Below are 20,995 nucleotides of genomic sequence, written 5' to 3'. Positions count from 1 at the left end.
GCCGCCCCGGCCAGGCGTGATCCGGACCCGGGATGCTGTTCCCCACGGCTGTTCCCCACGGCGAAAGTGAGTCCCATGAGCACCCCCACGGTTTACGCACTGCACGAGAACCCTGAATGGTTTCCGCCCTTCGCCCGGGCCTTCGAGGCCGAGGGCGTCCATGTGGAGGAATGGCTGCTGACCGACGGTGTGCTGGACCTGGATGCGGTCCCGCCGGAGGGAATTTTCTGGTCGCGGATCAGTGCGTCGTCCCATACGCGGGACCACGGATTGTCCAAGGACTATGCCCGGGCCGTGCTGTCCTGGCTTCAGGCACACGGCCGGCGGACCGTAAACGGCCGCCGGGTCCTGGAACTGGAGATGAGCAAGGTGGACCAGCTGACCGCCCTGCGGGCTGCCGGCATCGACACCCCGCGCACCGTTGCCGCCGTCGGACGCCACCAGATCCTGGCGGCGGCCAAGGAGTTCGAGACCCCTTTCATCGTCAAGCACAATCAGGGCGGCAAGGGCCTGGGCGTGCGGAAGTTCGAGTCCCACGGTGAGCTGGCGGACTACGTGGCGTCAGCGGAGTTCGAGGAACCGGCGGACGGAATCACCCTGGTGCAGGAGTACATTTCCGCTGCCGAACCGTTTATCACCCGCGTTGAAATTGTGGGCGGGGAGTTCATTTATGCGATCAAGGCGGACACCGCCCGGGGCGGCTTCCAGCTCTGCCCGGCCGACGCCTGCGCCATTGACCCGGCCACCGGGAGGCCCATCATGCCGCCGGGCGCCACCATTGCCCCGGACGCCGACACGCAGCTGTTCAGCCTGCGGAAGGACTTCGACTCCCCAGTGATCGGGAAGTACCTGGAGTTTGCCCGCCGCAACGGGCTGGAGGTGTGCGGGATCGAGTTCATTGAAGCTGCCGACGGCCGGCTGCTGACCTACGACGTGAATACCAACACCAACTACAACGCCGCAGTGGAGGCCGTTGCCCCGCGGTCGGCACCGCGCGCGCTGGCCCGCTACCTGGCGTCCCTGACCGACTAGCTGCGTCCGCTTGGACCCGTTGACTGTTCCCCCACACCTCGGCGGCGGGACGGAACCGGCGTGGTTTGGGCCTCGTTATTTATCGGTGGAAGCGAGGCCTCGCTATAGTCAGTTTTAGCCAACTTAAGGAGCAACTCCATGTCCGTCGCCGCTGAGCGTGCCTCTGAACCCCTGTGGGTCAAGAACTATCAGAGCGGTGTTCCGGCGCAGATTGAACTGCCCACGGAATCCCTCACCGCCATGATGGAAGAAGCTGTAGAACGCTTCGGCAGCAAGGTGGCATTGGAGTTCTTCGGTGCCGAGACCACCTATAAGGATCTGGGGGACCGGATCAACCGTGCAGCCGAGGGACTGCGCCGGCTGGGAGTGCGCAAGGGCCACCGGGTGGCCATCATTCTGCCCAACTGCCCGCAGTACCTCATCGCGTTCTACGCCGTGCTGCGGCTGGGCGCCGTCGTCGTCGGGCACAACCCGCTGTACACGGAGCGCGAGCTCCGCCACCAGTTCGAGAACCACGGTGCCAAGGTTGCCATCGTGTGGGACAAGGCAGTGGAGAAGGTCCAGGACTTCCCCGGCGACGTTGCCGTGGAAACCATCGTGGCCGTGAACATCACCAAGGCCATGCCGCGCCTGAAGCGTATCGCCCTGACCCTGCCGCTGCCCTCCGTCCGGCGCACCCGCGAGGGGCTGACCGCCAAGACCGAACGCACCACCTCGTGGGAAGACCTGCTGGACAACGCCCCGCTGGCGCAGGACCACCCGCGCCCGCAGGTCACCGACCTGGCCGCGCTGCAGTACACCTCCGGCACCACCGGCGCTCCCAAGGGCGTCATGCTCACGCACTACAACCTGCGTTCCAACGCCCTGCAGGGCAAGGCCTGGATGCACGGCGCGCAGGAGGGCAAGGAAGTTATTTACGGCGTGCTGCCGATGTTCCATGCCTTCGGCCTGACCCTGTACCTGACCTTCTCGGTGCTCACCGGCTCCCGGCTGGTGCTGTTCCCCAAGTTCGACGTGGACCTGGTGCTGACGGCAGCGAAGAAGTCCCGCCCCACCGTCTTCTGCGCCGTGCCGCCTATCTACGAGAAAACCGCCACCGAATCGAAGAAGCGCGGCGTGGACCTGTCGACCATTCGCTACGCGATCTCCGGTGCCATGACCCTGCCGGCCGCCACGGTCAAGCTGTGGGAAGAGGTCTCCGGCGGACTGCTGGTGGAAGGCTACGGCCTCACCGAATCCTCACCGGTGGCACTGGGCAATCCGTTCGCCGAATCGCGGCGCAACGGCACCATCGGTGTGCCGTTCCCGAGCACCGAAATGCGGGTAGTGGACCCCGAGGCGCCGGAAAACGACGTCGAGCCCGGAGCTGCGGGCGAACTGCTGGTCCGCGGTCCGCAGGTCTTCGCCGGCTACTGGAACAACCCGGAGGGCACCGCGGAGGTGCTGCTCGACGGCGGCTGGCTGCGCACCGGCGACATTGTCACCGTGGATGAAGACGGCTTTGTGAAGGTGGTGGATCGGCGCAAGGAACTGATCATCACCGGCGGCTTCAACGTTTCCCCCACCGAGGTGGAGGACGTGCTGCGCACCCAGCAGTACATCCTCGACGCCGCCGTGGTGGGCTTGCCCCGGGCAGACGGCGGCGAGCAGGTAGTGGCCGCCGTCGTCCTGCAGGAAGGTGCCGAGCTGGATGAGGCCGCGCTGCGCGCCTACTGCCGGGAGCGGCTCACCCCTTACAAGGTGCCGCGGAAGATTGTCGCCATCGACGAACTGCCCAAGTCCATGCTGGGCAAGGTGCTCCGGCGCCAGGTGCGGGACTCCCTGCTGCAGGACGCCTAGCTCCATCATCGTTTTCGCGGGGGCATGAGGTTTACGCCTCGCGCTTCGGGTACCTATTGACGGTTCTCCGGCCGAGGGGCTGGAATTGTAAGTGGGCTTGGTATGTGTGCCAGGTCACTCACAAGTCAACCAACCGGCCACCCGGAGCTGCAGGCGGAAACCGACCGCTTCGCTGTTTTCCTCCACAGGCCGGGGGTGAATTACCGCCGGTCAACCGACTCGGCGGATTCGCTGTCGCGAGGAGAACAAGATGATCACGAATCAGCAGGTCGAAGGACTTATGACCGGTTCGGGCAACGTACTGGGCCCGAACGGTGACAGGATCGGTTCCGTCGGCACCTTCTACCTGGATGACCAGACCGACGAACCGGCATGGGTCACGGTCAACACCGGCCTTTTCGGCACGTCTGAAACGTTCATTCCCCTGAGCGAGGCAACCGTTGAGGGCGTTGACGTCCTGGTGCCCTATTCCAAGGAAGAGGTCAAGAACGCGCCGCAGATCGAAAGCGACGGTTCGATCAGCCCCGAAGAAGAAGTCACGCTGTACCGCTACTACGGGTTCAGTTACGACGACGGTTCCACCGAGTCCTTCAGCGAGACGGACACCATCACCACGGACAGCGGAACCAGCGGCATGAGGGACGCCGACGCCGGCCTGGTTTCGGATGAGCGCACCGCCGGTACATCCACCGGGTCGGGCACGTCCAACCTGTCGGACCACTCGCGGTCGGGTGCAAACATCGACGATGCCATGACCCGGTCCGAGGAGCGGCTGAACGTCGGCACCGAAAACCGTGCGGTAGGCAAGGCCCGGCTGCGCAAGTACATCGTTACCGAGACCGTCACCCAGCAGGTGCCGGTCAGCCACGAGGAAGTCCGGATTGAGCGCGAGCCCATCACGGACGCCAACGCGGGCGATGCCCTCTCCGGTGCCGAACTCACCGAGGACGAGCACGAGGTGACCCTGCACGCCGAGGAGCCGGTGGTGTCCAAGCACACCGAGCCGGTGGAGCGGGTACGGCTGGACACCGAGACCGTCACTGATACCGAGAGCGTTTCCGAGGAGGTCCGCAAGGAGCAGATCGACACGGACGTCAACGACAGCGACATCCGGCGCGGGAAGTCGGGCGGGTCCGGGTCCGGCGGGTCCGGGTCCGGCGGCTCCGGGTCGGGCGGCAGCTCGGGCTCGGGTTCCGGGTCCGGCCGCGGCCGCTAGCGTCCGGCACAGCAATTTAGTACGCACGACGACGGTGGGTCCCGGGTTTTCCGGGGCCCGCCGTTTCGTTGTGGCTCCAGGCGGCACGCCGGAAGGTTTCCCGTCCCCGTTGTTACCCGCTAAGGTGGGGCAACTGTCTTCGATTCCCGGGGGAACCGTGCGAAAAACCGCCGCCATTGCGACCCTTGCCCTGATGCTCACCACCGGTTGCAGTGCGGCAGGGACGGAAACCGAACCCGCCGGGGCACCGGCAGCGCCTTCCGCTACCCCCGCGCCTTCCGCCACTCCGACGGCGTCGGCAAAGGATTCACTGGAGCAGTCCTGCCGCAAACTCCTCGGGCCGGAGGGCAAAGGGGTGCTTTCCCAGGCCAGCTATTTCGTGCGAATCAATGAGGGTACCTACGGATTCAACGGGCCGGCAGAAAGCGCCCGCACAGTGGAGAAGCAGATCCGCAGCATCGCCCTCACCGCGCCGGAGGGTCTGGATGTGCAGTTGGATGGGCTGGTCTCGTCCTTGGGTAAGGCCATCATTGCGGCCGAAAGTCAGGCTGCCGGATCGAGCTTCGACATGTTCGCCTGGCAAAGCACCATTGCGGACCTCCAAGCAACGTGCGCGCCCTACGAAGTGGGCTGAGTCCGGCTAAATGCCAGGTCTTGACGGCGTTCCCGGTTACGGATCCACCACTACCTGGACGGCATCCTCATAGATAACGGTTCCGGGATGTGCCGACCGGACTTCCTCCCATTGAACTCCGTAGCGGGCCAAGAGGGCGAGGTACCCCGGAACCCTGGCCAGCAGATGAACGGCCGTGCTCTTGAACCAGGCCTGCGCGTGCGGGTGGAGATCCCGGTCATACACCGAGGGGTCTGACACGCACGGATCCGGGTAGGCGGCGTTGTACCAGGCGTTGGCACTGGCCAGCCACTCACTGTCGTCCCGGGACAGCTTTTCCTCTGCGGCCAGGCTGTTGGCTAAGCCAAAGATCCCCACCCTGTTTCCGCGGCGGCTGAGTTCTGTCGCCTGGTACCTCACAAATGCTGCGTCCATGGACCGAATCCTTGCACGGCGAACGGCGAACGGCGATTCCGGAGTTCCGCACTTCGGAAACCCTGACACTTTGGGAAATCCCTGCCAGTTTGGGAAATTCCTGCCAGTGCGCAGCGGAGGGATTTCCCAAACCGGCAGGAGAATCCCAAACCGGCAGGAGTACACCCCAAGCCCCTACGCCACCAGCCGGGCCGTCCGTTCCAGCACTTCCCGGCAGGCACGGATGGCCGGACGCTGGCTGCCGGCCTCACGCACCGAAGTGAAGATGGTCCGCCGCGGTTTGCCCGGCAAATCCAGCAGCCGCACGGTCGGGGGCCGGCCCGTCCAGACCAGCTCCGGCATCAGCCCGACGGCGTTGCCGGACTCGATCAGCCGAATCTGCGCCTGCAGGTCCGCCGTTTCATACCGCACATCCGGTTCAAACCCGGCCTGCCGGCAGGCCTGCTCCGCCCAGTGCCTCGAAGCTGCACCGCGGGGCTCCATGACCCAGGCCAGGGAGGCAGTGTCGGCAATGGAGCGGATATCCGGCCCGCCCAGGTTCTCCGCAGGCACGGCCAGATGGATGGCGTCAGTGGTCAGCTGTTCCCGGTCCAGCCCGGGATGCCTCGGAGCGGCGTGCCCGGGGTACTGCTCGGCAATAACCAGGTCGAAGTCCCGGGCCCAGGTTTCATACAGTGCCGTTTCCGGTTCGCGCTGGGTCATTTCAATACGCACCTCGGGGTAGTCCCGGCCCAGGATGGTCAGCGCGTCCGGCATCAGCGCCAGCGCGGCGGACTGGAATACGGCCACCCGGACCGTGCCGGCAACCGTGGTCAGCGACTCGGCCAGATCCGCCTCGGCGGATTCCATGGAGTCCAGGATGCGGGCGGCGTGGTCCACCAGGATTTCCGCCTGCGGCGTCAGTGTCACCCGGCGGCCGGTCTTGCGGAGCAGCTCCACTCCCACCTCCTTTTCCAGCAGGGCCAGCTGCTGGGATACGGAGGACGGACTGAAGTTCAGCGCGGTGGCCACAGACGCCAAGGTACCCCGGACCTTCAATTCACGCAGAAGCCGCAGCCGGCGGATATCGAGCACGGGAACCCCTCGTAGAACGTTCAGGAAAGCTGACCAGTATTGGTCGGAAAAGATCGCTTTATCTAATTGAACTACAAGCGGATACTGAGTCAGTACCTCGGGGGAACCCCACTTGTTAGACGAAAAGAGCACCAGGAAAATGACCGACACCTTTGAGGACCGCGCCACCGCCGATGCCGTCCCCAACGCCGCGCTGGCAGAGCAGTCCGTAGCCCTCGTCCGCCGCTGGCTCACCGAGGCCGCAGCCGTCCCCGTGGACGCCTCCGCAGCGCAGCTGGCCGGCGTCCTCAAGGACCCCGACGGCCTCGGTTTCACCGTGGGCTTCGTGGACGGCGTCGTCCGCCCCGAAGACATCCGCGTCGCCGCCCGCAACCTGGCCGCCCTGGCCCCGCGCGTGCCCGGCTTCCTGCCCTGGTACATGCGCGCGGCCGTCCGCGCGGGCGGCATCCTGGGCCCGGTGGTGCCGCAGATCGTCATTCCGGCCGCCCGCAGGGTGCTGCGCGAAATGGTCGGCCACCTGATTGTGGACGCCACCGACGCCAAGCTGGGCAAGGCCATCGCCGGCATCCGCAAGGAGAACATCCGGCTGAACATGAACCTGCTGGGCGAAGCCGTCCTGGGCCAGCATGAAGCCGCCCGCCGGCTCGAGGGCACACACGCACTGCTGGCCCGCGACGACGTCGATTACGTCTCCATCAAGGTCTCCGCCACCGTGGCCCCGCACTCGCCGTGGGCCTTCAACGAGGCCGTGCAGCACGTCATCGAGTCGCTGACTCCGCTCTTCCGCCGCGCCGCGCAGTCCCCGGTGAAGAAGTTCATCAACCTGGACATGGAGGAATACAAGGACCTGGAGATGACCATGGCGGTCTTCACCGGGCTCCTCTCCAACCCCGAGTTCCGGGATCTCGAAGCCGGCATCGTGCTCCAGGCCTACCTGCCGGACGCCCTCTCGGCCATGATGCGGCTGCAGGAATTCGCTGCCGCCCGCCGTGCCGAAGGCGGAGCCGCCATCAAGGTGCGGGTGGTCAAGGGCGCGAACCTGCCCATGGAGCAGGTGGAAGCCTCCCTGCACGGCTGGCCGCTGGCCACCTGGCACACCAAAGCGGACAGCGACACCAACTACAAGCGGGTCATCAACTACGCCCTGCACCCGGACCGGATCTCCAACGTGCGGATCGGCGTGGCCGGGCACAACCTGTTCGACGTCGCCTTCGCCTGGCTGCTGGCCGGGGAACGCGGCGTGCGGGACGGCATCGAATTCGAAATGCTGCTGGGCATGGCCGCCGGCCAGGCCGAAGTGGTGCGCCGCGACGTCGGCAGCCTGCTGCTCTACACCCCGGTGGTGCACCCGGCGGAGTTCGACGTCGCCATCGCCTACCTGATCCGCCGCCTTGAAGAGGGCGCCAGCTCCGAGAACTTCATGTCAGCCGTCTTCGAGCTGGCCGAGAACGAGGCCCTGTTCGAGCGGGAAAAGCTGCGTTTCCTGGCCTCGCTGGAGAACCTGGACACCGCCGTTCCCGCACCGCACCGCGTGCAGGACCGCAGCATGCCGGCCGCCGCTGCCGCCGCGGACAGCTTCGACAACACTCCGGACAGCGATCCGTCGCTGCCCGCCAACCAGGCCTGGGGCCGCGGCATCCTGGCGCGTGTGCCCGGCTCGGACCTGGGCGAGGCCGCTGTGGCCGCCGCCGCAGTCAGCACCGAAGCCGAGCTGGAAGCCGTCATCAACACCGCCGTCACCCAGGGCAAGGCCTGGGGTGCGCTCAGCGGTGCGGAGCGGGCCGAAGTGCTGCACCGCGCCGGTGAAGTCCTAGAGGCCCGCCGCGCCGACCTGATGGAGGTCATGGCCGCCGAGACCGGCAAGACCCTGGACCAGTCGGACCCCGAGGTTTCCGAGGCCATAGACTTCGCGCACTACTACGCCGAGCTGGCCCGTGAACTGGACACCGTGGAAGGTGCCCGGTTTGTGCCCTCCCGCCTGACCGTGGTCACCCCGCCGTGGAACTTCCCGGTGGCCATTCCCGCCGGCTCCACCCTGGCAGCGCTGGCCGCCGGGTCCGCCGTCGTCATCAAGCCCGCCCGCCAGTCCGCGCGCTCCGGCGCCGTGATGGTGGAAGCCCTCTGGGAAGCCGGCGTCCCGCGCGACGTGCTGCAGATGGTCCAGCTGGGCGAAAAGGAACTGGGCCGCCAGCTGATTTCCAACCCGGCCGTGGACCGCGTGATCCTCACCGGCGGCTACGAGACGGCCGAACTGTTCCGCTCCTTCCGCCCGGACCTGCCGCTGCTGGCCGAGACCTCCGGCAAGAACACCGTGATTGTCACTCCGAGCGCTGACTTCGACCTGGCCGCCCGTGACGTCGCCGCCTCCGCCTTCGGGCACGCCGGGCAAAAGTGCTCGGCCGCCTCGCTGGTAATCCTGGTCGGCTCCGTGGCTAAGTCCCCGCGCTTCCGCAACCAGCTGGTGGACGCCGTGCAGTCCCTGAAGGTCGGCTACCCGGAGGATCCCACCACGCAGATGGGCCCGATCATCGAACCGGCCGCCGGCAAGCTGCTGCGCGGCCTCACCGAACTGGGCGTTGGGGAAACCTGGCTGCTGCAGCCCGAACAGCTCGACGAGAGCGGCCGGCTGTGGAGCCCGGGCATCCGCACCGGCGTCCGCCGCGGCTCCGAGTACCACCTCACCGAGTACTTCGGCCCGATCCTGGGCGTGATGACGGCGGACACGCTGGAAGAGGCCATCGAGATGGCCAACGACATTGACTACGGCCTCACCGCCGGCCTGCACTCGCTGGACCCGGCGGAGATGGATGTATGGCTTCACCGCATCTCTGCCGGCAACCTCTACGTGAACCGCGGCATCACCGGCGCCATTGTGCGCCGCCAGCCCTTCGGCGGCTGGAAGAAATCGGCCGTGGGCGCCGGCACCAAGGCGGGTGGCCCCAACTACCTCATCGGGCTGGGCAACTGGGAAGCGGTAGACGGCACCTCCGAGGCAGCCCTTGAGCTCCCCGCAGCAGCGCCGGCGGCACGCCTGGTAGCTGCGGCGGAATCGGCCGCGTCGGCCTTCAGCGCCGACGACGCCGCCTTCCTCCGCCGCGCGGCGAACCGTGACGCGCAGGCCTGGAACAGCGAATTCGGCACCGCCAAGGACGTCTCCGCACTCTCCGCAGAGCGCAACGTGTTCCGGTACGTTCCCGTGCCGGTGACTGTCCGCCTGTCCGAGGGCCAGCCGGCGGCCCGGCTCGTCCGGGTGCTGACCGCAGCGCTGACGGCAGGGTCAACGGTGGCCGTATCCACCGCCGTCGACCTCCCCGCCGGCGTGCGGGCGGTCCTGACCGAACTCGGGCTCCAGTTCCGGGTGGAGGACGACGCCGCCTGGCTGGCTTCCGCCGCTGCCTCGCTGAAGAACGGCCGGGTCCGGCTGATCGGCGGTTCCGCCCGGGCCTTGGCCGAGGCGACCGGCGGCACCCCGGATATTGCCGTGTACGCCCAGCCGGTCACCGAATCCGGCCGCTTGGAGCTGCTGCCGTTCCTGCATGAGCAGGCCGTCAGCATCACGGCGCACCGCTTCGGCACGCCGAACCACCTTTCGGATGCGCTGATCTAGCTCCGCGGCCGCCTGCCGGGAAAAGCACCGCAGAAAAGTACAGAAGGGCGGGAAGCCGTAAGCTTCCCGCCCTTCTGTACATTCGCCCGGGCCCGCCCTTGTCCCCGCTGCAATGGCGGCTGATGATGGGGTGGCCGGGGTGTATCGGGCTTCGGCACGCCGTCCGGGAGGCAAACATGCAGCCGCTGCTTATGGGCAAGAACGCCGTCATCTACGGTGGCGGCGGGGCTATCGGCGGCGCGGTGGCGCAGGCCTTCGCCCGGGAAGGGGCCCGCGTGTTCCTTGCCGGGCGCACCCCGGAGCCGCTGCAGGCGGTGGCCGCGGCGATCAGGGCAGCCGGGGGAGTGGCGGACACGGCACTGCTGGATGCCACCAACGAGCGGGCCGTGAACCAGCATGCCGACGACGTAGCGGCCGCGGCGGGAAGCCTGGACATCTCCCTGAACGTAATTCAGCACGGAGACGTGCAGGGCACCCCCATGGTGGAAATGCCCGTGGCGGAGTACCTGCGCCCGGTGGACACCGCGGTGCAGACCTTTTTCCTCACCTCGCAGGCCGCAGCCCGGCACATGATGAGGCAGCGTTCGGGGGTGATCCTGGCCTTCGGCGGGTCCGGGGACCCCGTGCCGGGTCTGTACCTAGGCGGATTGCAGACCGCGTTCGAAGCCATGGAAGCGATGCGCCGGCAGCTCTCCAGTGAGCTGGGGCGCTACGGCATCCGGGTCCTGACCCTGCGCACCGGGGGCATTCCGGAAACCCTGCCGGAAAATATGGAAGGTGCCGGCGAGATTGCCGACACCATCACCAACGCCACCATGCTGGGCCGTGCCGCCACGCTGGACGACGTCGGCTATGCGGCGGCGTTTGCGGCCTCGGACCGCGCTGCCAGCATGACTGCCGCCACACTGAACATCAGCGCCGGTGCGCTGATTGACCGCTGAGGCGTTGCCGCTCTGATCCTCGAAGCGGCACTAGACCTTCCAGAGCGAGAAGTCATCCATGCTGACGGCGGTCCGCACGTCGGTGGATTCGTCGCGGATCCAGACAGTGGCCAGTCCCGGGGCAGTCTCTTGTACGGAGCCGCGGAAATAGGTTTCCCCGCCGCTGCGGGCTTCCACGGTGTCACCGCGGTGAAGGGAACGGATGCTGCGTACGCGCTTGGCACGCACGGTTCGGGCCGAGGGGGCTGAAGGTTGGGCGCTTGCTACCGGCAAAGGGCGTCTCCTAGTGGGTTGATTCCTAGCGGGCTGATATTTATGCCAACAAACGCATATGCATCAAATATTCCCGATCACGCATGCAACCCTCACCCCCGGACGGCAGCCGCGGGTAGGATTCGGCCATGGATATCGTGGATTTCCTGGTCACACGCTTCCAGGAAGACATCTCCGAAGCCCGCAAACTCCTCGCCTCCCCGAACGTTTCCCTCTCCGACCGCTGGTATGAAGACCGCCTGCTGAAGGAATGCGAAACCAAGCTCATGCTCATTGAGATCATCGGCGGAGCACGCCGGCATGCCCTCTCCCGCATGATCCTGGACGAAGAGGACGAGGATGATCCCCGGTTCCGGGAAGAACTGGAATGGACGCGGCTGGCCCTGTCCGCCCTCGCCGCCGTGCACGAGGACCACCCGGATTTCCAGGACGCGTGGCGGCTCACGCAGGAACGCCCCTAACCGGCCACCAGGCGGGCCGTGGGGCCCGCGTATGCGTCGGAGCGCTTTGGGCAATAGATTGGTTCCATGAGTGCAAAGCCTACTGATCAATCTGTGCCGGACACCGATCTGCTCCACCAGCTCGCTGACTTCCACCACGTCGCCACCACGTTCAAGGGCTGGGACGGGTCCGAACAACAGGTCACGGACGCCACCCTGCGCCGGGTGCTGTCCGCCATGGGGCTGGACACGGCTACGGATAAGGATCTGGAACGGTCACTGGCACAGTCCCGGGCCGCCGTCTGGAAGGGGCCGCTGCCGCCCACCGCCGTCGTCCGGCAGGGCATCCCGGGCACTGTCGCGGTGCACCTGCCCGCCGGGAGTTCCGCACAGCTGACCCTCCGGCTCGAAGACGGCAGCGAACAGGACCTGGACTGGCCGGACACCCCCGAAGCGGAACTGGAGGTGGACGGCACTTTGGTGGCCCGCACCGCGGTGCCGCTGCCCGAGGGGCTGGAACTGGGCTGGCACCGACTGGAGCTGACGAGCGGAGCTACCCGGGCTGAGGCGGTCCTGGTGGTGACGCCGGACCGGCTGGGTACCGCCGACGCATTGCTGGCCAAGCGGGCCTGGGGAGTGCAGGCCCAGCTGTATTCGGTGCGCTCCTCCAGGTCCTGGGGCATCGGTGACCTGACCGACCTGGCGGACCTGGCCGCCGTCGCCGGCTCGGACTATGACGCCGGATTCGTCCTGATCAACCCGCTGCACGCCGCCGAGCCTGCGCCGCCCATTGAACCGTCCCCCTACCTGCCCACCACCCGGCGGTTCTTCAACCCGCTGTATATCCGGGTGGAAGCCGTGCCGGAGTACGCCTACCTGGGCGATGCGCAGCACCGGGCGGCCGAGGACACCGCCCGCAGCTTGTATGAGGCCAACACCTCCGCTGCCGAACTGGACCGGGACGCCAGCTTCGCCGGGAAGCTGAAGGTCCTCGAAGACGTCTACCGCGTCCCGCGCAGCCCGGCCCGGCAGCGGCAGTTCGAGGAATTCACGGCCGACGCAGGCCAGGGCCTGGAGAACTTCGCCCGCTGGTGTGCGCTGGCCGAGGAACTGGCGCCGGGCGCCCCGGAATGGGACGACGCCTCCGGTCCGGACAGCGAGTACGTGCTGGCGCAGTTGCCCAGGCTCCAGGAACGGATCGGCTTCTTCAAGTGGCTGCAGTGGATCCTCGACGAACAGCTCGAAGCCGTGCAGCAGGCGGCCCGGAAGGCCGGCATGGGAATCGGCGTCATCCACGACTTGGCGGTGGGGGTACACCCCGCCGGTGCGGATGCCTGGATGCTGCGTGACGTGCTGACCTCCGGCATTTCCGTGGGAGCCCCGCCGGACATGTTCAACCAGCGCGGACAGGACTGGAGCCAGCCGCCGTGGCACCCGGGCCGCCTGGCCGAGTCCGGCTACGCCGCATACCGGGACATGATCCGCACCATCCTCCGGCACGCCGGCGGGATCCGGGTGGACCACATCCTGGGCCTGTTCCGGCTGTGGTGGATCCCCCAGGACGCCGAGTCTCCCGGTGAGGGCGCCTACGTCTACTACGACCACGAGGCACTGATCGGCATTCTGGCCCTGGAAGCGCAGCGTGCCGGCGCCGTCGTCATCGGCGAGGACCTGGGCGTCTTCGAGCCGTGGGTGCAGGACTACCTGGCTGAACGCGGGGTGCTGGGCACGTCCATCCTCTGGTTCGAGCAGACCGAGGACGGCCCGCTGGCCCCCGAGGAGTACCGGGCGGGCGCGCTGACCAGCGTGAACACCCATGACCTGCCGCCCACCGCGGGATACCTGGCCGGAGAGCACGTGAACCTGCGCGATGAACTGGGCCTGCTGAACCGGCCCGTGGAAGAAGAGCGCCAGGCGGACAGCGAGGCGCAGGAAGCCGTACTGGAGGCGCTGCGCCAGCGCGGCCTGCTGCCCGCCGCCGCCGAGGGGCAGGTCGCGGGGCAGCTGCGCGGCGAGCAGATCCAGCAGACGGTGGAGGCGCTGCACGAGTTCATCCTGCAGACGCCCTCGGTGCTGCTCGGGGTTGCCCTGGCGGATCTGGTGGGGGAGAAGAAGACCCAGAACCAGCCCGGGACCGCCGATGAATACCCGAACTGGCGGATACCCCTCTGCGGTCCCGACGGAGAGGCGGTTCTGCTGGACGACCTGGAGAAAAACCCCCGGTTCCGGTCCCTGGCTGCGCTGATGCAGAAGGGGATCTAGGCCTACTCCTCGAGCTTCATGGCCTTGCGCAGTGTCAGCGAGCCGCCGCTCTGCATGACGGCCCGGCGGTAGATCCGTGCCGAGAAGGACAGCAGGCCGTAAGCTGCCGCCAGTGCCAGAACCAGTGAGGCAAGGGACTGCCACAGCGGCACTTCGGTGCTCAGCATCCGGATGGGCATGGCCACCGAGGAGATCACCGGGACAAAGGACGCGAGCACCAGCAGCTGCCCCTTGGCGAATATCCCCGCGAACAGGGCAGCCATGATCACCGCCATCACGGGGGTGGAGCTGCTGTTCAGGTCCTCGTTGCGGCTGGCCATGGAACCAAGCATGGCCCAGCCGGCAGCGAGGATCAGGAACCCGACCAGGAAGAAGACCAGGAACCAGCCCGAGACCGGGATGATGAAGCCCAGCGTCTCCGCGGTTCCGGTTAGGTTCATCGCCAGCAGGGCCGCCCCGGCGTACAGGGCCAGCTGGATGATGGCCAGCACGGTGTTGCCGGCCACCTTGCCGTAGAGCAGCTGGCGGATGGGGATGGCGGTGGCCAGGATCTCCACCACCCGGTTCTGCTTCTCCTCCAGCACCGAGGTGGCAATCGCCATCCCGAAGATGATGGTGGCCATGTAGAAGAGGAAACTGAACACGAAACCGACGGCGGAAGCCACCGAGGAGTTCTCGGCGTCGCCTTCGAGCAGGGCTTCGTCCAGCTTGCTGCCGGCGGTCAGTTCCTCAGCCGTGGTTCCGGCTGCGGCGGCGTTGGTGCTGATGACGTAGCTGGTCAGGGCATCCGCCACCGGTCCGCGCAGTTCCGCATCGATGTCTTCCCGGCCGGTGAGCGTCCAGGTGCCCTCCTCCCCGCGCAGCAGTGCGGCGTCGGCCTCTTCGTCGCGGACCAGTTGCAGGGCGGCGTCCTCGGAGTCCGCGGTCCGGACCTCGAAGGAGGTGTTCCCGTCATTTTCCTGTCCGACGGCGTCCGCGCCGGTGATGATCTCCGAACCGGCGGAATCAGTGACCGCCACGGTGAAATCGGAAGCGCGGGAGGACATGTAGCCGCTGAACAGGACGCTGCCGACAATCAGCACCATGGTGACCAGGGTGGAAATCATGTAGGTGCGGTCCCGCATCTTGACCATGACCTCGCGCAGCGTCACCACGGCCCAGGCAGGGGTGGTGCTGCCTTGTTCGGCGGTTTTCTCCGGGTTCTCTGGTTTCTCCGGGGTACGGGTTGCAGTGCTCATGCGGTCACCTCACGGTAAATGTCGCTCAGGGAGGGGCGGATGGGGGTGAATTCGTGCACCGTACCCCGCGCGACGGCGGAGGCGAGGGTGCGCTGGGCGCCGGAGTCGTCGTCGAACTCCACCAGGGCCGTGGGACCGGCGACGTCAATGACCCTCAGCCCGGCCTCTTCCCGCAGCCAGCCGGCGTCGGGGGAAACCGTGATGCGGTGCCGGCGGGGGACCGCGGCGCGCAGCTCGTCGCCGGAGCCCGCGGCCATCAGGCGTCCCTGCTGCAGCACCACCAGGTTGTCGCAAAGCCGGTCCACCAGGTCCAGCTGGTGGCTGGAGAACAGCACCGGCACACCGGCGGCGGTACGCTCGCGCAGCAGTTCCACCATGGAATCCACGGCCACCGGGTCCAGCCCGGAGAAGGGTTCGTCCAGGATCAGCGCGGTTGGCCGGTGCAGCAGGGATGCGGCAATCTGCACGCGCTGCTGGTTGCCCAGGGACAGCGATTCCAGTTTGTCCTTACTGCGGTCCGCCAGATTGAAGCGTTCCAGCAGGTCCAGGGCTTCACGGCGGGCCGCGGACTGGCTCATCCGGTGCAGCTGGCCCAGGTAGACCAGCTGGTCGATGATGGGCTGCTTGGGGTACAGGCCGCGTTCTTCGGGCATGTACCCGAAGGCTGCCCGCCGCTGGGCGGTCAAGGGGGCGCCGTCCAGCAGCACTTCCCCGGAGGTGGCGGTCAGTACGCCCATGATCATGCGCATGGTGGTGGTTTTCCCGGCACCGTTGGCGCCGACAAAGCCGGTCATCTGGCCGGACGGAATGTCGAACGTCACGTCGTCGACAGCCGTTTTCTCCCCGAAACGCCGGGTGAGGTTGCGGACCTGCAGCATGGCGGCTGCTCCTTTTCCCGGTGTGCCGGGCTCGGTGGTGTTCTGCTGCTTCCGAGTTTAGGCATCCGCCGAGCGGGGCGGATCGCCCGCCAGGGGGAATCCGCGGCGCCTACCCGGCGGCGGGTTTGTCCCCCGCAAGGATGAGCCCGGATTCGTAGGCGAAGACCACGGCCTGCACCCGGTCACGGACCTGGATCTTGGCCAGCAGGTTGGAGACATGGGTTTTGACCGTCGCCTCGGCCACGAACATGCCGGCGGCTATTTCCGCGTTGGACTGCCCGGCCGCCACATTCATCAAAACTTCACGTTCGCGGGCGGTCAGGGTGGCGAGCAGCTTCCGCTGGGCGGCGGTGGCGGCCGACGGCGCGGGCTGCGTTCCCGGGGATGCGGTTCCTTCCGGTGCGGTTGCGGGGCCGCCGCCGGGAACAAACTGTTCCTGGGCCTGCCGGGCAAAGCGTTCAATGACGCGCACCGTCATTTCCGGTGCCAGCAGGGCGTGGCCGCCGGCCACTGCGTGCACAGCTGCCACCAGGTCATCCGGATCGGCGTTCTTGAGCAGGAAACCGCTGGCTCCGGCCCGCAGGGCGTCGAAGAGATAGTCGTCGCGTTCAAAGGTGGTCAGGATGATGACCTTGGCCGTGCCGGCCCGGACGACTTCTTCCGTGGCACGGATCCCGTCCAGCTGGGGCATCTGCACATCCATCAGGATGACGTCCACCGGATGCGCAGCGGCGAAGTCCACCGCCTCGCGGCCGTTGGCTACCTGCCCCACCACCTCGATTTCCTCTTCCACGGAGAGCATCATGGCGAAGCCCGCCCGCACCAGCGCCTGATCATCGGCCAGCAGCACCCGGATCGGTTCCATCTCTGTGTCTCTTCCTTTCTGCCCGGGCACGGCCCGGGCAAATGGCAGCACGCTGCCGCCCCCGGCAGCCACGGTAGCGGGCAGCGGCGCGGGTCGGGAGGGAATCCCCGGCGCGGCCCGGGATGTGACGGGACTGTGACCGTTGGCGGCGGTTCGCGGCTCGGGCCTCAGCGCACCGGGAAGCGGACCCGGACCCGCCAGCCCCCGCCGGATCGGGGACCGATTTCCGTCTCGCCGCCGTGCAGTGCGGCCCGTTCCCGGATGCCGCGGATGCCGAAACCGGAGCCGGCGGTACTGCTCGAGCGGGGCCGCCCGTCGTCGACGGTCTCCACCTCCACCCAGCTGCCGGTTTCCGCCTTACCGGTGCGCAGGGCGACGACGGCGGACCCGGCCGTGGAGTGCCGGCGCACGTTGGCCAGCGATTCCTGGATGGTTCGGTAAATGGACAGGGCCATGGGCGCGGGGACTGCGTCCAAGTCCCCGGGAGTCTCTTCGGAGCGGTGGTAGGTGACCGACAAGCCCAGCTTTTGGTGCTCGGCCACCAGCGCCGGCAGCTCCGCCAGCCCCGGCTCGGGCGTGCGCCTCGCCCCGCCGTCGGACGCTGCGGGTGGTTCCTCGCCGGCACGGAGCACACCGAGCAGCGAACGCATTTCCGCGACCGCTTCCCGGGACGAGGCCTCGATGGTCTGCAGGGCGCCGGCGGTGGCCTCGGGCTTTTTCTCCAGGACCCGCCGCGCGGCACCGGCCTGGACGCCGATCACCGCAATGTGGTGGGCGACGACGTCGTGCAGTTCCCGGGCAATGCGCAGGCGTTCGTCCAGCACCGCCTGCCGTGCCAGCTCCGCGGACTGCGCCTCGAGCTGGGCGGACTGCTTCACCAGCAGCTCCCGCCGGTGGGCAGCACGCCAGGCACCCATCCCGAAAATAATGGCCCCGCCGAAGTATGCCGCGTTGATCAGCGAGTTGTAGATGGCCAGGGATGCCAGGGGCGGGAGGACACCGCGGTAGGTCTCGTCGCCCTCCATCAGGCGTTCCAGCATGCCGTCATAGGCGGAGGACACGGTGAAGGAGAGCAACACCCACAAAGCCATCACGGCAATGACCACCGCAGATCCCATCCACAGGATCCGGCGGTCCCGGGACCACGCCACGGCCGTATAGAGGGCGGCGAAGTAAGCGCCCGCGAACGTCAACTGCGTGCTCACCGACGGGACCAGCAGGGACAGGCACAGGAAGCCGGTGCTGCACAGCAGCATGACCGTCACGGGGAAGCGGCGCCGAACCATCAGCGGCAGGATGATCAGGGCCAAGGCCAGGTGCTGGAGCCAGATGGGCCGGGTTTCACCCGCTGCCGCGCCGATGCCGCGGCTAACCTCCAGAACCAGTGCCGAAACCAGCAGCAGGACCACGGCGCCGACTACGTCGTTGCGCTGCTGATTAGGCGTGGGCCCGGGACGTTCCCAGTCTTCGCCGGTACGCCAGGGGAGGCGGGCGCGCCAGTGCGGCGCGGGCGGGGTTTCCGCACGCCGGCCGGGGCTGTCGAAGGCCAGGGTGTCAATCATGCTGCCCAGTCTAGGAGCCGGAAAGGGTGCGGGGCTCCGCCGCGGGGATGAGGGACGTGGGAGGGAAGGCGCCGTCGTCGGACCGGAACCCGGACACGGATGCGGCCTTGCTGGCGCAGCCATTCCCCGCGCTTTGTCCGGTTCGCCGCGTTTTGCGTCATTCCCCGCGCCGCGCAGTGCGGGAATTGCCACAAGGTGCGGGGAGCGGGAGCGGAACGCCTGCGGAGGCGCCGTCGTCGGACCGGAACCGGCCAGGTTTGCCCGCCCAAGGCTGTGCTGGAGTGCAAGGAGTGATTTACTGCGTAGGTAGCGGCAACCGGGTACGGACGGCCGGGCATCAGCGTGGATGACAGGACTCAAAGCATGTTTGTTGAAGAAGCACAGGCCATTCTTCCGGAGCTGGTGGCGCTGCGCCGCAGCCTGCACCGCGAACCGGAGACCGGCCTGGACCTGCCGCTCACCCAGGAGAAAATCCTCGCCGCCCTGGAGGGCCTGGATCTGGAAATCACCCTGGGGATGAAGTCCACCTCCGTGGTGGCGGTGCTGCGCGGCGCCGAACCCGGACCGGTGGTGCTGCTGCGCGGGGACATGGATGCCCTTCCGGTGGCCGAGCTGACCGACCTGGACTATGCCTCCACCAACGGCAACATGCACGCCTGCGGGCATGATCTGCATGTGGCCGGGCTGGTCGGCGCGGCCCGGCTGCTCAGCGCCCAGCAGGAAGACCTCTCCGGCAGCGTGGTCTTTATGTTCCAGCCGGGGGAGGAGGGCCACGACGGCGCCAGCGCCATGATCGCGGAAGGCGTGCTCGACGCCGCCGGGCAGCGTCCCGTGGCGGCGTACGGCATCCATGTGCGGCCGGGCCCGCTGGGGGTTTTCCGGACCAAGCCGGGCACGCTGATGGCCGGCGCCAACGAACTGCGGATTACCGTCAAGGGCTCCGGCGGGCACAGCTCCCAGCCGCAAACCGCCATTGACCCGGTGCCGGCGCTGACCGAGATCGCCACTGCGCTGCAGACCATGACCACCCGCCGGTTCTCCGCCTTCGACCCGGTGGTGCTCACCGTCACCCAGCTATCCGCCGGCGAGGCCATCAACGTCATCCCCGATACCGCCAGCCTGGGCGCCTCGGTGCGGACCCTGTCCGAGGAATCCCTGGACCGGGTGATCATCGAATCCAAGGCGCTCGCCGAGGGCATCGCCTCCGCGCACGGCTGCACTGCCGAGGTGGACTTCACCATCCGCTATCCCGTCACCACCAACGACGCCGGCCGCACCCGTGAGGCGGTCACCGGGCTGCGGGAAATCTTCGGCGAGGAGCGGGTGCAGGAATCCCGGGACCCGCTCATGGGCTCGGAGGATTTCTCCCTGATCCTGAACGAAGTGCCCGGCACCTTCATCTTCCTGGGCGCCACCCCGCCGTCGCTCAATCCGGTGACCGCCGCCTGGAACCATTCCCCGCGGGTGGTTTTTGATGACTCGGTGCTGGGAGACCAGGCCGCCGCCCTGGCCCAGCTCGCTTACAACCAGCTGACCTAGGACCGGCCGTGAGCAGCAGCGGTGGTGCTAGCCTCGGCGGGATGATGGAAAAACTCCGGGCCGCCGTCGTCAGCCCCGCCCCGCCTACCTCGAAACCCCGGCGCGCCGGCGCCGTCGCGCTGGGTGCGTTCCTGCTGTTCGCCGGAACCTCGCACCTGACCGTCGCCCGGCAGGAATTCCGGGCCCAGGTCCCGGACTGGGTGCCGCTGGACGAGGACGCGGTGGTGCTGCTCTCCGGCGCGGCCGAGCTCAGCCTGGGCGCCGCACTGATCCTGCTGCGCAAACGCCGGGTGCCCGTGGGTCTGGCTGCTGCGCTGTTCTTTGTGGCGATTTTCCCGGGCAACATTTCCCAGTACGTCACCCACACGGACGCGTTCGGGCTGGACTCGGACCGGGCCCGGCTGGTGCGGCTGTTCTTCCAGCCGCCGCTGGTGCTCTGGGCACTGTGGTCCACCGGGGCGTGGAAGGCCCTGCGGGCGGGAACCGGCGCTCGGCACTCCTGACGCAAGGGTGGCCTAGGAACGCCAGGTTTTTGACCAGATGACCTTCTCCTCAACCTCGATGGTGATTGAGGGCGTTCCCACGGGATCGGTTTCGTTTAGGGGCGGGCGTGCGCCCTGCTCCTTGGCCAGGCGGCGTTTTTCCCGGCGGAGCCGGCGCTGGGCACGGCGCTGCTTATCCTGGCGCGCCTCCCGTTCGAATTGTTCCGCTTCCCAGTCCCGGTACCACTGCGGGAGCAGCACGGGGCGGAGGAATTTCGGGAGGAAGAACTGGTGCATCACCGCAATGGCGATGCAAACACACCAGAAGGTGGTGAAGACGGCCTCCGAACCGGGAATTCTGACGCCCATCTCCTGCAATCCGATAAGCAGAAAGCATCCGGTGACCCCTAGCCCGCCCCAGAACAGCACGAACCCCAGGCGGGAATGCTTTGCCGTTGACTGCGCTGTCAAAGCCAGCCACGACGTCCACCGGCCGGTGTATGCCCGCAGCCCCATCACAATCATCACCGGACCGAGGCCCAGGGCCGAGGCGCCGATCAGGATGTACGCATACAGGGGTGAGTCCATGGACCGACACTCTAGGGGACGACGCGCACGGCAGCAGGGATTTGTGCGGTGCGTTTATGCATCCTCCTACCGAGTGACCACCATCACGCCCCTCGGGGTGCACCACTCGCC

Annotated in this window: 18 protein-coding genes; 10 read left to right on the top strand and 8 right to left on the bottom strand. The window is 67.5% G+C overall.

Annotated elements, in window-relative coordinates; translation table 11 throughout:
* Positions 1–75: 75 nt before the first annotated feature.
* From QNO06_RS15060 to QNO06_RS15045, 4 genes are all read left to right on the top strand, one after another.
* Positions 76–1,032 (top strand): ATP-grasp domain-containing protein, encoded by a 957-nt coding sequence (locus tag QNO06_RS15060; RefSeq protein WP_227911850.1) that lies wholly within the window; start codon positions 76–78, stop codon positions 1,030–1,032.
* Between the two features lie 138 nt (positions 1,033–1,170).
* The gene (locus QNO06_RS15055) at positions 1,171–2,871 is read left to right on the top strand and encodes a long-chain-fatty-acid--CoA ligase (RefSeq protein WP_227911849.1); all 1,701 of its coding nucleotides are present in this window, start codon (positions 1,171–1,173) and stop codon (positions 2,869–2,871) included.
* A 250-nt stretch (positions 2,872–3,121) separates the two neighbouring features.
* Positions 3,122–4,087 (top strand): YsnF/AvaK domain-containing protein, encoded by a 966-nt coding sequence (locus QNO06_RS15050; protein WP_227911848.1) that lies wholly within the window; start codon positions 3,122–3,124, stop codon positions 4,085–4,087.
* Positions 4,088–4,244: 157 nt separating this feature from the next.
* A complete protein-coding gene (locus QNO06_RS15045) occupies positions 4,245–4,721 on the top strand; it encodes a hypothetical protein (RefSeq protein ID WP_227911847.1) in 477 nt (158 codons plus the stop codon).
* 36 nt (positions 4,722–4,757) lie between these two features.
* Here the strand turns inward: QNO06_RS15045 and QNO06_RS15040 are convergent, their stop codons facing one another.
* Both QNO06_RS15040 and QNO06_RS15035 read right to left on the bottom strand, forming a co-directional pair.
* Positions 4,758–5,135 (bottom strand): hypothetical protein, encoded by a 378-nt coding sequence (locus QNO06_RS15040; protein WP_227911846.1) that lies wholly within the window; start codon positions 5,133–5,135, stop codon positions 4,758–4,760.
* A gap of 174 nt (positions 5,136–5,309) precedes the next feature.
* Positions 5,310–6,209 (bottom strand): LysR substrate-binding domain-containing protein, encoded by a 900-nt coding sequence (locus tag QNO06_RS15035; protein WP_227911845.1) that lies wholly within the window; start codon positions 6,207–6,209, stop codon positions 5,310–5,312.
* Between the two features lie 139 nt (positions 6,210–6,348).
* Here QNO06_RS15035 and QNO06_RS15030 point away from each other — a divergent pair, with 139 nt between their 5' ends.
* Both QNO06_RS15030 and QNO06_RS15025 read left to right on the top strand, forming a co-directional pair.
* Positions 6,349–9,816 carry a bifunctional proline dehydrogenase/L-glutamate gamma-semialdehyde dehydrogenase gene (locus QNO06_RS15030; RefSeq protein WP_227911844.1) on the top strand — a complete coding sequence of 1,156 codons (3,468 nt, stop codon included), beginning with the start codon at positions 6,349–6,351 and terminating at the stop codon, positions 9,814–9,816.
* Positions 9,817–9,992: 176 nt separating this feature from the next.
* On the top strand, positions 9,993–10,757 hold the full coding sequence (locus tag QNO06_RS15025) for an SDR family NAD(P)-dependent oxidoreductase (protein ID WP_227911843.1): 765 nt from the start codon (positions 9,993–9,995) through the stop codon (positions 10,755–10,757).
* A gap of 30 nt (positions 10,758–10,787) precedes the next feature.
* Here QNO06_RS15025 and QNO06_RS15020 read toward each other — a convergent pair whose 3' ends face one another.
* Positions 10,788–11,030: a hypothetical protein gene (locus tag QNO06_RS15020; protein WP_227911842.1), complete on the bottom strand. Its 243-nt coding sequence runs from the start codon at positions 11,028–11,030 to the stop codon at positions 10,788–10,790.
* 128 nt (positions 11,031–11,158) lie between these two features.
* Between QNO06_RS15020 and QNO06_RS15015 the strand changes: the two genes are divergently transcribed.
* Positions 11,159–11,491 (top strand): DUF6221 family protein, encoded by a 333-nt coding sequence (locus tag QNO06_RS15015; RefSeq protein ID WP_227911841.1) that lies wholly within the window; start codon positions 11,159–11,161, stop codon positions 11,489–11,491.
* Between the two features lie 66 nt (positions 11,492–11,557).
* Positions 11,558–13,732: a 4-alpha-glucanotransferase gene (gene malQ / locus QNO06_RS15010; RefSeq protein ID WP_227911840.1), complete on the top strand. Its 2,175-nt coding sequence runs from the start codon at positions 11,558–11,560 to the stop codon at positions 13,730–13,732.
* A gap of 2 nt (positions 13,733–13,734) precedes the next feature.
* On the opposite strand, the gene QNO06_RS15005 is transcribed toward malQ, so the two are convergent.
* From QNO06_RS15005 to QNO06_RS14990, 4 genes are all read right to left on the bottom strand, one after another.
* Positions 13,735–14,970, bottom strand: a complete 1,236-nt coding sequence (locus QNO06_RS15005) for an ABC transporter permease (RefSeq protein WP_227911839.1) — start codon at positions 14,968–14,970, stop codon at positions 13,735–13,737.
* Positions 14,967–15,848, bottom strand: a complete 882-nt coding sequence (locus QNO06_RS15000; protein WP_227911838.1) for an ABC transporter ATP-binding protein — start codon at positions 15,846–15,848, stop codon at positions 14,967–14,969. Before QNO06_RS15000 ends, QNO06_RS15005 begins: the two co-directional genes overlap by 4 nt.
* Before the next feature lie 109 nt (positions 15,849–15,957).
* A complete protein-coding gene (locus tag QNO06_RS14995) occupies positions 15,958–16,713 on the bottom strand; it encodes a response regulator transcription factor (RefSeq protein ID WP_227911837.1) in 756 nt (251 codons plus the stop codon).
* Positions 16,714–16,880: 167 nt separating this feature from the next.
* Positions 16,881–18,275, bottom strand: a complete 1,395-nt coding sequence (locus QNO06_RS14990) for a sensor histidine kinase (protein ID WP_227911836.1) — start codon at positions 18,273–18,275, stop codon at positions 16,881–16,883.
* A 363-nt stretch (positions 18,276–18,638) separates the two neighbouring features.
* On the opposite strand from QNO06_RS14990, the gene QNO06_RS14985 reads away from it, so the two are divergent.
* Entirely contained in the window at positions 18,639–19,814 is a 1,176-nt protein-coding gene (locus tag QNO06_RS14985; RefSeq protein WP_227911835.1) for a M20 metallopeptidase family protein, read from the top strand.
* Between the two features lie 41 nt (positions 19,815–19,855).
* Complete coding sequence (locus tag QNO06_RS14980; RefSeq protein ID WP_227911834.1) at positions 19,856–20,317, top strand: DoxX family protein; 462 nt, start codon at positions 19,856–19,858, stop codon at positions 20,315–20,317.
* Positions 20,318–20,329: 12 nt separating this feature from the next.
* Here the strand turns inward: QNO06_RS14980 and QNO06_RS14975 are convergent, their stop codons facing one another.
* The gene (locus QNO06_RS14975) at positions 20,330–20,884 is read right to left on the bottom strand and encodes a hypothetical protein (RefSeq protein ID WP_227911833.1); all 555 of its coding nucleotides are present in this window, start codon (positions 20,882–20,884) and stop codon (positions 20,330–20,332) included.
* Positions 20,885–20,995 lie beyond the last annotated feature (111 nt).

Source organism: Arthrobacter sp. zg-Y20 (genome assembly GCF_030142075.1).
GTDB lineage: Bacteria > Actinomycetota > Actinomycetes > Actinomycetales > Micrococcaceae > Arthrobacter_B.
The sequence above is the reverse complement of the archived record's forward strand: the minus strand, read 5'-3'. Positions and strand labels throughout refer to the sequence as shown.

Coding starts and splice junctions, on each gene's coding strand:
- QNO06_RS15060 (WP_227911850.1), top strand. CDS start 76: ATGAGCACCCCCACGGTTTACGCACTGCACGAGAACCCTGAATGGTTT.
- QNO06_RS15055 (WP_227911849.1), top strand. CDS start 1,171: ATGTCCGTCGCCGCTGAGCGTGCCTCTGAACCCCTGTGGGTCAAGAAC.
- QNO06_RS15050 (WP_227911848.1), top strand. CDS start 3,122: ATGATCACGAATCAGCAGGTCGAAGGACTTATGACCGGTTCGGGCAAC.
- QNO06_RS15040 (WP_227911846.1), bottom strand. CDS start 5,135: ATGGACGCAGCATTTGTGAGGTACCAGGCGACAGAACTCAGCCGCCGC.
- QNO06_RS15030 (WP_227911844.1), top strand. CDS start 6,349: ATGACCGACACCTTTGAGGACCGCGCCACCGCCGATGCCGTCCCCAAC.
- QNO06_RS15025 (WP_227911843.1), top strand. CDS start 9,993: ATGCAGCCGCTGCTTATGGGCAAGAACGCCGTCATCTACGGTGGCGGC.
- QNO06_RS15015 (WP_227911841.1), top strand. CDS start 11,159: ATGGATATCGTGGATTTCCTGGTCACACGCTTCCAGGAAGACATCTCC.
- malQ (WP_227911840.1), top strand. CDS start 11,558: ATGAGTGCAAAGCCTACTGATCAATCTGTGCCGGACACCGATCTGCTC.
- QNO06_RS15005 (WP_227911839.1), bottom strand. CDS start 14,970: ATGAGCACTGCAACCCGTACCCCGGAGAAACCAGAGAACCCGGAGAAA.
- QNO06_RS15000 (WP_227911838.1), bottom strand. CDS start 15,848: ATGCTGCAGGTCCGCAACCTCACCCGGCGTTTCGGGGAGAAAACGGCT.
- QNO06_RS14995 (WP_227911837.1), bottom strand. CDS start 16,713: ATGGAACCGATCCGGGTGCTGCTGGCCGATGATCAGGCGCTGGTGCGG.
- QNO06_RS14990 (WP_227911836.1), bottom strand. CDS start 18,275: ATGATTGACACCCTGGCCTTCGACAGCCCCGGCCGGCGTGCGGAAACC.
- QNO06_RS14985 (WP_227911835.1), top strand. CDS start 18,639: ATGTTTGTTGAAGAAGCACAGGCCATTCTTCCGGAGCTGGTGGCGCTG.
- QNO06_RS14980 (WP_227911834.1), top strand. CDS start 19,856: ATGATGGAAAAACTCCGGGCCGCCGTCGTCAGCCCCGCCCCGCCTACC.
- QNO06_RS14975 (WP_227911833.1), bottom strand. CDS start 20,884: ATGGACTCACCCCTGTATGCGTACATCCTGATCGGCGCCTCGGCCCTG.